Source organism: Chryseobacterium sp. MYb264 (assembly GCF_035974275.1).
In the GTDB taxonomy this organism is placed as follows: Bacteria; Bacteroidota; Bacteroidia; order Flavobacteriales; family Weeksellaceae; genus Chryseobacterium.
The window spans coordinates 2,952,864-2,965,706 of the sequence record NZ_CP142422.1; the positions used below are offsets into that span (position 1 = coordinate 2,952,864).

Below are 12,843 nucleotides of genomic sequence, written 5' to 3' on the forward strand. Positions count from 1 at the left end.
TACATCACCAATGAAAGACCTTGTTTCCATCATCACGCCGTGTTACAATTCTGCAGAATTCATCGAAGAAACGATACAATCTGTCTTGAACCAAACCTACGAAAACTGGGAATGGCTGATTACTGATGACCTTTCTAAAGACAATACTGTAGAAATCATCCGAAAATACAATGATCCAAGAATAAAACTCGAAAAACTGCAGATAAATGGAGGCGCAGGAAATGCCCGCAATAAAAGCCTGGAAAGAGCTGAGGGAAGATATATTGCCTTCTTAGATTCTGATGATCTTTGGTATCCTGAATATTTGGAAACCATGACAGATTATATGGAAGAACACAACGTAGAGTTGGTTTACAGCAACTATTCGAGATGTGATGAGCATACGATGGAGCCTATTTTAAAGGATTTCATGGCCGATAAAATTGTTACTTTTTCTAATTTGCTTAAAACGTGCAGGCTGGCTCCGGTTTCCACCATGTACGACACCAAAAGAGTTGGAAAATTTTTCTTTCCTGTAAAAAGTAAGCGCGAAGATCACGTCATGTGGCTGAACTTATTGAAAGAAATTCCTGAAGGTCATCCCGTAAAAAAGACCCTCGCAAAATACAGAATGCGCGAAAACAGCGTTTCGAGAAAGAAAAAAAATATTATTGTTGACCAATATTTGGTGTATAAAGATTTTATGGGATTTTCAACAATAAAATCATTGTATTATACTGCCAATTGGGCAATGAACGGGTTCCTGAAGTATTCAAAAATATTTAATTAATGGAATATTCAAAAGAATTTAAAGCTGCACTCAGTAATTTTTCATCTATAGAAAAAGACCGTCTTATTTTCAGGTTGCTTAAGAAAGATAAGCTTTTGTCTAAAAAACTGTATTTCGAACTAATCGATCAGGAAACGACCGATAACAAAAGAGATGCAATGGAAGAAATGATCGGTGAGAAAGTTCTTTTGGCTTCAAAATATATAGGAAATCAAAAATATTTCCTAGGAATTATCCGAAAATTAAGCGCAGAAATCACGGAGCACGTAAAGATTACAACCGATAAATTCGGAGACGTTTCTTTAAACTTATTAATGATCAATAAAATCCTTGATTACAATGATGACTTGAGAACTCAACGGTTTGATAATGTGTATAAACTATACATTTATCTCATCAATAAAATTTTCAAAGCATTGGTTTTAACTAAAAAACTAGATGAAGATTATTGGATCGAAATTGATGAATATTTAGACAAACTTTCGGATAAAATTAAAGAAAATCATTACCTACAAAAACTTTGCATCAACAACGGATTAGACTTTAACTGGCTGACTTCCGATAAGATTCCAGATAATATTGAAATGATAATTAAAGAAATAAAAAGTCAGGGATTTTTAAGATAAAATCTTTTCGATAATCAACGCAGTAGAATTCGGTTTATCATCTACAAATTTCTGAGCATTTTCAGACATTGAATGAAGCATTTCTTCATCATCAAGAAGGAATAAAGTAAAACTAGTCGCTAAACTTTCATTATCGAAAGATTTTCCGCCTTCAAAAGAAATTAATTCATCGGCTTCAGGATTTTTCCTGTATTTATTTCCGAAAATCACAGGAACGCCAAAAGTAGCCGCCTCCAGGATATTATGAAGTCCCGCATCATGGAAACCACCGCCAACAACAGCGATATCTGCATAAGAATATAATTTGGAAAGTAAACCGATACAATCGATAATCAATACTTTGGACTGTGAATCTGCCAATAAAGAATGACTGATCTCACTATACAGAATAGCATCCGGAAACATCAGCTTTAAGTTCTGAACTCTTTTTAAATCATGCGGCGCAACAATAAGCTTAACAGAGGGATTTTTCTCAGAGATTTCTTCCGCAATTTTATCCTCGGCCTGCCAGGAACTTCCGAAAACAATTACTTGATCTTCACCGATAAATTCATCAACTAAATCAACCTGATTTTCTCTTTCTCTCAATTGCTTTACACGATCAAACCTCGTATCTCCTGTCACAGAAGCATTTTCTAAGCCAACACTTTTTGCCAGAACATAAGACATTTGCGTTTGATGAAAAAACCAATCAATATGCTGTTGCAATTGTGTTACAAACCATTTTCCATAAGAAGTAAAAAATGCCTGTCTTTCATAAAATAACGCTGAGATAACATACGTTTTTACATTCTGATTTTTAAGCTCTTCCAAAAGATTATACCAATAATCATACTTCACTGTAAAAAATAGTTCAGTAGAAAAATGAGAAGTAAATTCTTTTATTTTGTTCTTTTTATCGAAAGGCAAATAGCAAATTACATCTGCTATATTTTCCTTTTTAATCACATTTTCATAGCCGGAGGGAGAGAAAAATGTAATCAGAATTTTATGGGTTGGAAACCTTTGTTTTAATTGTTCTAAGACCGGTAAACCCTGCTCATATTCGCCTAAACTTGCGGCATGCATCCAGATGACCTTATCTGATTTTTTTAAAGCTGATTTTACTTTTTCCAAAGACTTTTTTCGCCCCTCCACTCCCTTTTTTGTTTTCTCATTGAAAAACGAAAAAACTTTCATTCCGAAAATAAGCAGACTTATAAAAATATTGTAAAGAAACTTCAAACCTGATTTTTATTTTAAATAATACTTTTAATGACTCTTAGCTTATGGGTATGCTTATTGAGTTCTTTATTGAAAATCCCTGTAGAATCCAATGTATCAATTCTTACCTTTCCCGAAGCATGAATAATTTTCTGATTCTCCAGCATAATACCGACATGGATAATTTTTCCTTCAGGGTTTTCAAAAAATGCCAAATCACCCAACTGGCTTTCCTCAACAAAAGTTAGAGACTCACCCACTTCCACTTGCTGCGAAGTATCCCTTGGCAATTTTATATTGTGAACTTTATAGACCAACTGTGTAAAACCGGAGCAGTCTACCGCAAAAAAGCTTTTGCCGCCCCATAAATAAGGAACATTCAGGAATTCTCTGGCCGTTAAAGCAATACTCTCTCTTACATCATGACTTCTTCTTGATGCTACCACAGGAAATTCTACCTCCGAACCTATTGAAAGTAAAGTTTTGCCGTCATTCATCAGAACAGAAGAAAAATCTTCCGTAACAACAGTCACTTTTCGTTTTGCGAGATCTTCGTCTGTTACAGGCTTCAGCTGTTTCGTGTCCATCCATCCTTCATAACCGTCATAATGCATTTTTATCCTGGTCCAGTTTTTATTCACTTCCAGAATATCTGCACTTTCCCCAAACAATATTTCCGTAACAATTTCCGCTTTGTCAGATCCTTCTGCACGAACGGGAGCCACTGTAACAATACAAATTCCTTTATTCATTAACTTTAATTAAAAGATTGAATGATTTAAAAATTAAAAAATTAGAGACTGCTTAATCTTTTAATAATTTAATATTTAAATCTTTTAATTTTATTTTCTTCTTAAAAAATTAACACCGTCACGCAAAGGTAAAATAAGATTTTCAAAATCATTATCTTTTGCTACGGAATCATTTAATTCCTTGATCATTTGCGTCGATTTCTGCTTCGGATTTTCTTCCAGTACTTTTCCGTACCAAAGCACATTATCAAACAGCACTACAGAACCGGATTTTGTTCTCGGTTTTATCAATTTGAAATATTCAGCGTAATTTTCTTTATCCGCATCAATAAACACCAGATCGAAGATTTCGTCTGTAGTTCTTAAAAAATCTTTCGCATCCTGAAGCTTAAAATTAATTTGACTCGAATATTCACTTTCGATAAAATATTTTTTCGGCAAATACGCCAGATCCTCATTCACATCCAATGTGGTTAATTTCCCTTCTTTTGGCAAACCTGTTGCAAGGCAAAGAGTAGCATATCCCGTAAAAGTACCGATTTCAAGAATATTTTTTGGCTGCAACATTTGGGAGATCATTGTTAGTAACCTTCCTTGCTGATAACCTGAAATCATATGAGGTTGTGTTGTTTTCTGATAAGTCTCTCTTCTTAGTTTTTTCAGAATTTCAGGTTCGGAAGACGCGTGATTTTCCAGATACCTGTCCATTTCAGGATTTTTTTCTTCAAAAAAGCTCATTCTACAAAATTTTTGGTATTCAAATTTACTTAAATATAATCAAAATAGGGAAAAACCCATATCAATTACCGTAAAAATACGGATGGTTTGGTGCCTGTAAAACGCAGTACATTTGCAACAAGGAATTAACACACACTTGAGGGTAAAAATAATAAGCGATGGAAAAACTAATTATTAAACACGAATCAGTACAATCAAAAGAGGCAAAGGTTTTATCCTCAAAAAAAACTAATAACGAAATATCCAATTCATTTTTACGGAAAATTATTTCATTATTGAAAAAAGAAGAACTAATTTGATGAAAAAGAAAAATCCCGAAGCAATTCGGGATTTATTTGTTTATCACTTTTTCATTTATTTCTTCGGAGCAATATCCATCAATTTCATAAACTCATCAAGTTTAGGCATAATGATGATCTCTGTTCTTCTGTTTTCAGCTCTTCCTGAAACGCTCATGTTTGTCGCTTTAGGATTATATTCTGAACGACCACCTGCTGTAATTCTGGCAGGATCTACCCCAAACTGAGTCTGTAATATTTTAGCAACCGCTGTACCTCTCAAAGCTGAAAGATCCCAGTTGTCTCTTGGTAAGCTTGAAGAATTCAAGGCTGCATTATCTGTGTTACCTTCGATCAATACAGAATATTTATCATAATCGTTGATTACTTTCGCTACTTTTCCTAACACTTCCTGAGCTGCCGGCAAAATGTTATAATCTCCCGTTTTGTAAAGCATCTTATCTGAAAGAGAAATCATCACAACTCCTTTCAGTACTTTCACCTGAACATCATCATCAGTCACATTATCCAAAGATCTTTTCAGTTTGTTTGATAATGCTAAATTTAAACTGTCGTTTTTAGCATTATTAGAAATCAACTGCTTGATATAAGAGTTTGAAGCGTTGATCTCTCCTACCAGTTTATCAATATTGGCAGAACTTTTACCCGTGTTGGATAAACAAGCATCCAAAGATGATTTTAAAGCATCATGCTGGCTTTTTAATAAATTATTCTCACTTGTCAAAGCAGAGTTCTGAGACTTTAGATCCTGAATTTCTCTTTGTCTCTCCCCTACGTTTTCGATACATTGCTTGTAATTCGAGCTCAAGGCATCGTATTGCTTTTTGCTAATACAAGATGTCATCCCTAACACCATTGCAGAAACCGCTAAGATTTTAAAAAATTTCATAAATAATCATTTTTAGACGAACCAAAGGTAGAAAATTCATTTTAATTATATGAATTATCTTTGCATAAAAGAAATCCTCAACCTAGATGTTGACAGAAACACACTTCAGAACCCGATTAGAAAGCCTTACAGGTTCCCCCGAAAAGCAGAACTATCTTCTGGCGGTAAGCGGAGGCGCCGATTCTATTGTACTGGCCGCTTTATTCAAAGCTTCAGGCTATTCTTTCGAAATCGCACATATCAATTATAAACTTCGCGGCGAAGATTCTGAACTGGATCAGAAAACAGTTCAGGATTTTTGTGAGAAAAATCATATTAAATTTCATCTGTATCAGGTTTCCGAAAAGGATAAAAAACCTGAAAATTCGATCCAGCTTTGGGCAAGAGAACTGCGCTACCGATTCTTTAAAGAAATTCAGGAAAAAGAAAAACTGACATTTCTGGTCACGGCTCATCATCTGAACGATCAATTGGAAACGTTTATCATTAATCTTTCAAAAGCTGCCGGAATTAATGGTTTAAGCGGAATTCCTGCGAATGACAATTATATTTTAAGACCGCTTTTGGATTTTACTAAAGAAGAAATCTACGAGTTTGCAACCCGGAATCATATTGAATACCGCGAAGACCTTTCCAATAAAAAAAGTGATTATTTAAGGAATAAAATCAGACTTGAAATTGTTCCGAAATTATTAGAAACAAATGAAAATTTTCTGGAAAACTTCCAAAAAAGCTCTTCTTATTTAAATCAAACCAAAAATTTTGTTCAGCAACAGATTCAGGAAAAAGAAAATCGGCTGACGATATTTAACAAAGAGCATAAAATCCTATCAAAGGAAAGACTTAATCAGGAAAATGATTTTGTAAAATTCGAGATCTTAAAAAAGTACGGTTTTAATCAGGAAGAAGAAATCTCAAAAATTTTTAAAGCCGAAAACGGAAGTCATTTTTTCTCAAAAGAGTATCAGCTGATGGTAAGTTATGATGAATTGATTATAATCAAAAGGCAAAAAGCAATAAGCAATAAGCCTGAAGAAATTCTTTTAATTGAAAAATTTGACTATTCTGAAAACCAAATGGTCATTAATCTCGAAAATATAATCAGCGACATTGAAGAAATCAATAAAAACTTCGAATGGAGCTTTGATGCTGAAAAAATCAGCTTCCCACTGCGATTGAGAAGACAGCAGGATGGTGATGAGTTTTATCCCATTGGGTTTTCGGGGAAAAAGAAAGTTTCTAAATTTTTTAGGGACGAAAAAATATCTATTTTAGCGAGGCAAAAAATCTGGATATTAACTGACAGTGAAAATTCCGTACTCGGAATCATACCTTTCAGACAAGATAGAAAATATGCAATGGATGAGAAGACAAATAAAATTCTCAAAATTTTTAATGAAAAGTAAGATGAAATTTAGAAACTGGTTTTTATTAATTCTGTTGTTTTTAGCGACAGGAATTAATGCACAAATCAAAAATCCCGTAAAATTTAAATTTACAGTTAACGAATTAGGAAACAATCAATACGAAGCCGTGTTGAATGCCACGATGGAAAGCGGTTGGCATATTTATTCACGAGATATTCCTGAAGATACGGGAATTCCGACGGAATACAAGGTTTCCGGAAAAAATATTGAGCTGATTGGAAAATTCGTGGAAGTTGGAAAAAAACATGAAGAATTTTCTGAAGCCTTTGGCGGAAAGATCGTTTTTTATTCAAATTCCGCAGGATTCAAACAAAAATTTAAGCTAAAAGACGGAACAAAACCGGCTGATGTTGTAGCAGAAATTACTTATCAGACTTGTGATGACCGTGTTTGTTTGGCTCCGAATACCTTAGAATTCAACAAACAGGTTATGCCAAAAGGGGCAACTGAAGAAGCAAAAACGGAGGAGAAAGCAGAACCTGCAAAAGATTCTGTAACTGCTCCGGTAACAACAGAAACCGTTGTTGAAAATCCGGCAAAAGATCAAATTACCGTAACTGAAACATCAAAATTAGATCCTAAACAATTAAAAATTGAGTCGATTGATTTTCAAAATCCCTTGACAGATTGCGGAACTGCTTCTACAAAGGTTGATGAAAACTACTGGACTTATCTTTTCTTAGGATTTATCGGAGGACTAATTGCATTGTTAACGCCATGTGTATTTCCAATGATTCCGTTAACGGTTTCGTTCTTTACCAAAGGAAGTAAAAACAAAGCAAAAGGAAAAAGAGATGCCTTAATCTACGGATTTTTCATCTTTTTAATTTTCGTTTTATTAAGTGTTCCTTTCCATATTATTGATGGGATTGCAGGAAACATTTTCAACGAAATTTCAACAAGCGTTTGGCTGAATATCGCCTTCTTCATCATATTTATTTTCTTTGCAGGAAGCTTCTTCGGATATTACGACATTACGCTGCCAAGCTCGATTGCAAACAAATCTTCAAAAGCGGAAGAAGCAGGTGGAATCATCGGAATTTTCTTCATGGCGTTGACGTTGGTTATCGTTTCTTTCTCATGTACAGGACCCATTTTGGGAAGTTTATTGGGAAGTGCCGTAACAGGTTCTACAAACGTTCCCATGTTGCTAACATTTGCTTTGGCAGGTTTCGGATTGGCTTGGGCGATTATTTTTGGATTATTGGCTTTATTCCCGCAAGCGTTGCAAAGTCTTCCAAAATCGGGAGGTTGGATGAATACTGTGAAAGTGGTTTTAGGTTTTGTGGAATTGGCTTTAGCGTTAAAATTCTTGTCAAAAGCAGACTTAGTTTCTAAAACATTCTTATTAAAAAGAGAACTTTTCATCGCGGTTTGGATTATCGTGGCGTTAGGTTTAGCATTATATTTATTTGGATTAATCAGATTCCCGCACGATGATAAAAAACCAAAAATTTCTATCACAAGAAAGATTTTGGGAGTTTTAGGATTCGGGTTTGTGATTTATCTGGTTCAGGGCTTGATTCCTTCTGAGCGTCCGAAACTGCAATTATTAAGCGGTATTTTACCTCCGTTAAATGTTAGCTATTTCCATGATGAAAAAGACGGAATTTTGGGAATGCATCCTGAACACGATTTCTTTAAAGCGATTGAATTGGCTAAAAAAGAAGACAAGCCGATCTTGATTGACTTCACAGGTTACGGTTGTGAAAACTGTAGAAAAATGGAAGAATTCGTCTGGAGCCAAAGTGATGTATTGCCAATTCTTCAAAATGATGTAGTTTTAGCTTCTCTTTATGTGGATGACAAAGAAGAACTTCCTGAAGATCAGAAAACAAAAATTGATTTAGGAGAAGGGCAGATAAAAAAAGTAAAAACCATTGGTGACAGATGGAGCTTATTCCAACAGGTTAATTTTAATAATAATTCTCAGCCGCATTATGTTTTGGTAACTCCGGACGGAAAAGTGATTAACACTCCGGTTTCAGGATATATGCCGAAAGAAGATTTCAAGAAATTCTTAGAATGTGGAGTCAATTATTACAAAAAGAATAAATAAAAACTTCAAAATAGTATTGAAAAACTCATGTCGAAAGGCGTGAGTTTTTTGTTTTTTAAAGCTGAAATTTAAAATTACCGATTGCTAAACGTTTGAATTTATAAATTGACGCGCCAACTTGACTTTCAACAACATTAATAAAACACAAACCATAACTAAATAATAATCAACATTTTAATCAAAACTAAAAAGAAATAAATTTATAAATCAAAGGAGTATCTCCTATTTCTCAGATAAAAAACAGCTGTTTCAGGTATTAGCTTTGTATCAATCATTACAGATCAATACTCATCGATATTCAACACTAGAGTAATTGTTTAACATTAAAAAACATCAAAGTTATGGCTGAAGTAATTGCACAAGAAAAACAAGGAGGCAGCAAGCAACGTAAAAAACCGATACGTGTAGATATGACTCCCATGGTAGACTTAGGATTTTTATTAATCACCTTTTTTATGTTTACCACTAATTTTACAAAACCGAATGTAATGGATTTGGGATTGCCCGGAAAATCAAGAGATCCAATCAATAATCTTGATAAATTTATCGACAAAAGAAATCAAGTGACCTTTATTCTAGGAAAAAACGACAGAGTTTTCTATCATCAAAGTGATGCCGAAGATTTAAATACAAGCAACCTGAAAGAAACCGATTTTGGAGGCATAAAAATCACAAAGATCATCGCGGAAGCTTATAATAATGCTCCGAAAAAGGAAAATTTCACGATCATCATAAAACCAACCGATGATGCTAATTATAAGAACTTTGTAGATGTGCTGGATAATATCGCGATCTCCAAAAAAGAACGCTACGGAATTACCGACATCAAGCCGTGGGAAAAGAAAGTTTACGAAGAATTAACCAAATAATACGAGAGGGCATTTTCAAAATGCTCTTTTTTTGTTTACATTTGAGATAAAATTTTATTTTTTGATGAAAAACTTCTTAACCGCAATAGCTTTAGCTACTATAATTATTTCGTGTTCAAAAAAAGAAACACAATCGACAGACGGCAAATCAGACAGCACAACAGCTGTTGATTCTATTAATGCTGCGAGAACAAAAATCAATGACAGCATTAAAGCTAAAAACAGTATAAACCGTTTTAAAGATTTCAATGGAGAACACAAGTTCACGTATCAGAATGACAGTTCGCCTAAATATTCAGGATCGGTAAAATTCGATAAAATTGATGGCGAAAGAGACCATTATACGATTTCTGGAGATATAAAATCCGGTAAAAATAACGTTACCATTAAAGGTTTTGTAGCCGTAGTTTCAGACAAACATCTGAATTTCACCGGAGAAATTACTCAAAGTATTGCCGATAACGACAACGGAAAAACGTATACCAGAAAAGGAACCAAAACTTTTATGTCGAAAGATGGCGGTAAAACTTGGAGACTTCAGGATATGGTGAATGGTTCAGGATTTGTTGATTATATTGACATTCACTTTTAACAAGTAAGATCATGCTACATTTTGAGAAAAAAGGAAACGGAAAAGAGACTTTAGTACTGCTTCATGGCTTCATGGAAAATATTTCTATCTGGAGCGATATGGAACCTCATTTGTCTGAAAATTTCACCTTGCTAAAGATTGATCTTCCAGGGCATGGGCAATCTGAAATTATCGCTGAAGTACAGACGATGGAATTGGTGGCCGAAGAAGTAAAAAAGGTGCTGGACAGCCAGAATCTTAAAAAAGTTCATTTATTGGGGCATTCCATGGGTGGTTATATTTCTTTAGGTTTTGCAGAAAAATATCCTGAATATCTTAAAAGTTTAACTTTATTTTTCTCAACTTATTTTCCGGATGATGCCGAGAAAAAAGCACAGCGCATTAAAAGTTACCGAATTATACAAGATGCGTTTGCCCATTATGCAAGAGCCGGCGTTCCGAATCTTTTCAACCCAAATGAAAAAGATATTTTAGAAGGAAAGATTGAAATTGCTTTGCAAACGGCACTTTCCACCAACAATCTTGGAGCATTGGCTTCTGTAAAAGGAATGGTGGAGAGAACTGATAAAAAACACATTCTTGAAAATTTGGAAGCCAAAATTTTAGTCATTGCCGGAAAACACGACAACGCCGTAAAAACCGAATTGCTTATCAAAAATCTTCCGGACAGAACCAATATAAAATCTTATGTTCTAGATTGCGGACACAACGGGCATTGGGAAAAACCGAGCATTTGCGCCGCGATCATTAATACCGAGCTCCTTCACAACTTACCAAAACACCTTGTATTATAAAATATTTTTATGAGAATTTACTTATTTTCAGCATTATTATTTTGTTTAATTAATTGCAAAAAAGAAGGCAAAACAGCCAGCAAAAATCCTGCAAAAGATTCTGTTATCAATACTGAAATTCAGAAAAAAGACAGTCTTCAAACAAAGAAAATAAAGAAGGAAGTCTTTAATTTTGAAACAGAATTATGCACAAACAAGGGCTATTTTGATGCTAATACCTATTCAAAAGAGGAAATCCAAAACACGTACAAACTCTGGTTTGAGCTGGGTGGTCTTTCTCTGAATGATCCTGCTGTTTTTAAACTGGAAGACCTTCAGCAGGTAAGAAGAGATAAAAACCAGCTTCTCGCTAAACTGGATAAAGATTTTACAGAAAAGAAAGCCTTGATTCAAAATCTGAAAGTGGTCAATACCCCTTATTGGCAGAATGTTAAAACCCAGACAGCTCAAGCTTTGGTTCAGGAATACGAACTGGATAAGATCAAAATAATGGCTTATTCTGATCCTTCCGTTTTGTTGAATTCTAAATTTAAAAGCTGCAGTCATTTTGCCCGTGTTTTAAACTCCGGAGACAATGAAATCATTGAAGAATGGAGAAAAATGCGTGAACAAATGAGTAAAAAAAATGGCGATCCGCAGAGAATAATGGATGAGTTTGAAAGCCGTTTGAATTCTTCATACAAAAAAGATTATGCGATTCTTGACCTGATTGTCTTTGGATGGGGAAATTGTGCTAACGATGAAATTCAGCGTCCTGAACATGATGAAAAAATGAGTAAACAGTTTGAATCTCTTTTCATTAAAACAGATTCAGAATGTGATGAGCCTTAATTCATAACCTCAAAAAATCTCGTATCTTAGTCAGAACTTACTATTTTAATGAGAATTTTCAATTTCAAAAAAAAGAAACCGGTTATCGGGCTGACACTTTCGGGCGGAGGAATGCGCGGAATTGCCCATATTGCGGTTTTAAAAGCTTTGGAGGAATTTGATCTGAAACCCCAGATTATTTCGGGAACCAGCGCAGGGTCTATTATTGCAGCCTTCTATTCTTTCGGGAAAACCCCCGATGAAATGATGGAAATTGTAAGAGAGACCACTTTTTTTTCCAGATCATATCTGAGACTTTCCAAAAATGGGATTTTCAGCTCTAATTTTATTTTAAAGCTTTTTAAAGATCATTTTCCTAAGGATGATTTTAATATTTTAAAATTACCTGTTTACGTGGCCGCCACCGAAATGACGCATGGGATTGTTGACTTCTTTTCAGAAGGCGAATTATTTGGTCCTTTATTGGCATCGTCAAGCGTTCCTTTTGTACTGCCGCCCGTGAAAATGGGTGAGAAAATATATGTTGACGGCGGTGTTTTAGACAATCTTCCGATTGAACCTATTATTGATAAATGTGATTTTTTAATTGCGTCACACGTTAATTCCATAAGTTACGACAGTCTGCAAAGCATGAGTTTACTGAAAGAATTTGACCGGATCTTACATTTAGCAATCGCCAAATCGGTGTATTCTAAAGTAAAACATTGTGATATTTTTCTGGATCCTCCTAAGATGACCAAATTCAGTTTATTCAACAAAAAATCGCTGGATGTGATGTTTCAGGAAGTATACGAATATACCTGCCGTGAATTGGAAGAGAAAGGATACTCGAAAGGTTTGAGAGAATTAGAGTGAGAGGGTTTTAGAATTGAAGAGTTTTTGGGGTTACCAGAAGTTATTGCTGAGAAATAATTTCATTATTTAAATAAAATTATTCGCTTTATTCGACATGATAAAAAAAGAGGAAAATTTCATCAATAATCCTCTCTATTTTT

13 protein-coding genes are annotated in these 12,843 nt (G+C 34.5%); 9 read left to right on the forward strand and 4 right to left on the reverse strand.

The annotated features are described in order from the left end of the window. Positions 1-10 precede the first annotated feature (10 nt). Together VUJ46_RS12660 and VUJ46_RS12665 are read left to right on the forward strand one after the other, a co-directional pair. The gene (locus VUJ46_RS12660) at positions 11-769 is read left to right on the forward strand and encodes a glycosyltransferase family 2 protein (RefSeq protein ID WP_326981125.1); all 759 of its coding nucleotides are present in this window, start codon (positions 11-13) and stop codon (positions 767-769) included. Continuing rightward, positions 769-1,395: a deoxyuridine 5'-triphosphate nucleotidohydrolase gene (locus VUJ46_RS12665; RefSeq protein ID WP_326981126.1), complete on the forward strand. Its 627-nt coding sequence runs from the start codon at positions 769-771 to the stop codon at positions 1,393-1,395. The genes VUJ46_RS12660 and VUJ46_RS12665 overlap by 1 nt, the downstream gene beginning before the upstream one ends. Here VUJ46_RS12665 and VUJ46_RS12670 read toward each other — a convergent pair. From VUJ46_RS12670 to VUJ46_RS12685, 4 genes are all read right to left on the reverse strand, one after another. After that, positions 1,387-2,619: a 3-deoxy-D-manno-octulosonic acid transferase gene (locus VUJ46_RS12670; RefSeq protein WP_326981127.1), complete on the reverse strand. Its 1,233-nt coding sequence runs from the start codon at positions 2,617-2,619 to the stop codon at positions 1,387-1,389. The genes VUJ46_RS12665 and VUJ46_RS12670 overlap by 9 nt on opposite strands. Positions 2,620-2,633: 14 nt before the next feature. Beyond that, a complete protein-coding gene (locus VUJ46_RS12675; protein WP_326981128.1) occupies positions 2,634-3,350 on the reverse strand; it encodes a C40 family peptidase in 717 nt (238 codons plus the stop codon). A gap of 90 nt (positions 3,351-3,440) precedes the next feature. Next, positions 3,441-4,088 carry an O-methyltransferase gene (locus VUJ46_RS12680; RefSeq protein ID WP_326981129.1) on the reverse strand — a complete coding sequence of 216 codons (648 nt, stop codon included), beginning with the start codon at positions 4,086-4,088 and terminating at the stop codon, positions 3,441-3,443. A gap of 354 nt (positions 4,089-4,442) precedes the next feature. Beyond that, on the reverse strand, positions 4,443-5,276 hold the full coding sequence (locus VUJ46_RS12685; protein ID WP_326981130.1) for an OmpA family protein: 834 nt from the start codon (positions 5,274-5,276) through the stop codon (positions 4,443-4,445). 86 nt (positions 5,277-5,362) lie between these two features. On the opposite strand from VUJ46_RS12685, the gene tilS reads away from it, so the two are divergent. From tilS to VUJ46_RS12720, 7 genes are all read left to right on the forward strand, one after another. Then, positions 5,363-6,682: a tRNA lysidine(34) synthetase TilS gene (gene tilS / locus VUJ46_RS12690; protein ID WP_326981131.1), complete on the forward strand. Its 1,320-nt coding sequence runs from the start codon at positions 5,363-5,365 to the stop codon at positions 6,680-6,682. Position 6,683: 1 nt separating this feature from the next. Beyond that, positions 6,684-8,762, forward strand: coding sequence for a protein-disulfide reductase DsbD family protein (locus tag VUJ46_RS12695; protein WP_326981132.1), 2,079 nt, complete (start codon positions 6,684-6,686; stop codon positions 8,760-8,762). 341 nt (positions 8,763-9,103) lie between these two features. Continuing rightward, positions 9,104-9,631 (forward strand): biopolymer transporter ExbD, encoded by a 528-nt coding sequence (locus VUJ46_RS12700; RefSeq protein WP_326981133.1) that lies wholly within the window; start codon positions 9,104-9,106, stop codon positions 9,629-9,631. A 64-nt stretch (positions 9,632-9,695) separates the two neighbouring features. Next, positions 9,696-10,223: a hypothetical protein gene (locus VUJ46_RS12705; RefSeq protein WP_326981134.1), complete on the forward strand. Its 528-nt coding sequence runs from the start codon at positions 9,696-9,698 to the stop codon at positions 10,221-10,223. A gap of 11 nt (positions 10,224-10,234) precedes the next feature. Further along, positions 10,235-11,017, forward strand: coding sequence for an alpha/beta fold hydrolase (locus VUJ46_RS12710; protein ID WP_326981135.1), 783 nt, complete (start codon positions 10,235-10,237; stop codon positions 11,015-11,017). Between the two features lie 9 nt (positions 11,018-11,026). Next, positions 11,027-11,848 carry a hypothetical protein gene (locus VUJ46_RS12715; RefSeq protein ID WP_326981136.1) on the forward strand — a complete coding sequence of 274 codons (822 nt, stop codon included), beginning with the start codon at positions 11,027-11,029 and terminating at the stop codon, positions 11,846-11,848. 48 nt (positions 11,849-11,896) lie between these two features. Beyond that, positions 11,897-12,703 (forward strand): patatin-like phospholipase family protein, encoded by an 807-nt coding sequence (locus VUJ46_RS12720; RefSeq protein ID WP_326981137.1) that lies wholly within the window; start codon positions 11,897-11,899, stop codon positions 12,701-12,703. Positions 12,704-12,843: the final 140 nt, after the last annotated feature.

What these genes read in the sequence shown, in the direction of transcription:
- VUJ46_RS12660 (WP_326981125.1), top strand. Translation starts at nt 11, where the DNA reads ATGAAAGACCTTGTTTCCATCATCACGCCGTGTTACAATTCTGCAGAA.
- VUJ46_RS12665 (WP_326981126.1), top strand. Translation starts at nt 769, where the DNA reads ATGGAATATTCAAAAGAATTTAAAGCTGCACTCAGTAATTTTTCATCT.
- VUJ46_RS12675 (WP_326981128.1), bottom strand. Translation starts at nt 3,350, where the DNA reads ATGAATAAAGGAATTTGTATTGTTACAGTGGCTCCCGTTCGTGCAGAA.
- VUJ46_RS12680 (WP_326981129.1), bottom strand. Translation starts at nt 4,088, where the DNA reads ATGAGCTTTTTTGAAGAAAAAAATCCTGAAATGGACAGGTATCTGGAA.
- VUJ46_RS12685 (WP_326981130.1), bottom strand. Translation starts at nt 5,276, where the DNA reads ATGAAATTTTTTAAAATCTTAGCGGTTTCTGCAATGGTGTTAGGGATG.
- tilS (WP_326981131.1), top strand. Translation starts at nt 5,363, where the DNA reads ATGTTGACAGAAACACACTTCAGAACCCGATTAGAAAGCCTTACAGGT.
- VUJ46_RS12695 (WP_326981132.1), top strand. Translation starts at nt 6,684, where the DNA reads ATGAAATTTAGAAACTGGTTTTTATTAATTCTGTTGTTTTTAGCGACA.
- VUJ46_RS12700 (WP_326981133.1), top strand. Translation starts at nt 9,104, where the DNA reads ATGGCTGAAGTAATTGCACAAGAAAAACAAGGAGGCAGCAAGCAACGT.
- VUJ46_RS12705 (WP_326981134.1), top strand. Translation starts at nt 9,696, where the DNA reads ATGAAAAACTTCTTAACCGCAATAGCTTTAGCTACTATAATTATTTCG.
- VUJ46_RS12710 (WP_326981135.1), top strand. Translation starts at nt 10,235, where the DNA reads ATGCTACATTTTGAGAAAAAAGGAAACGGAAAAGAGACTTTAGTACTG.
- VUJ46_RS12715 (WP_326981136.1), top strand. Translation starts at nt 11,027, where the DNA reads ATGAGAATTTACTTATTTTCAGCATTATTATTTTGTTTAATTAATTGC.
- VUJ46_RS12720 (WP_326981137.1), top strand. Translation starts at nt 11,897, where the DNA reads ATGAGAATTTTCAATTTCAAAAAAAAGAAACCGGTTATCGGGCTGACA.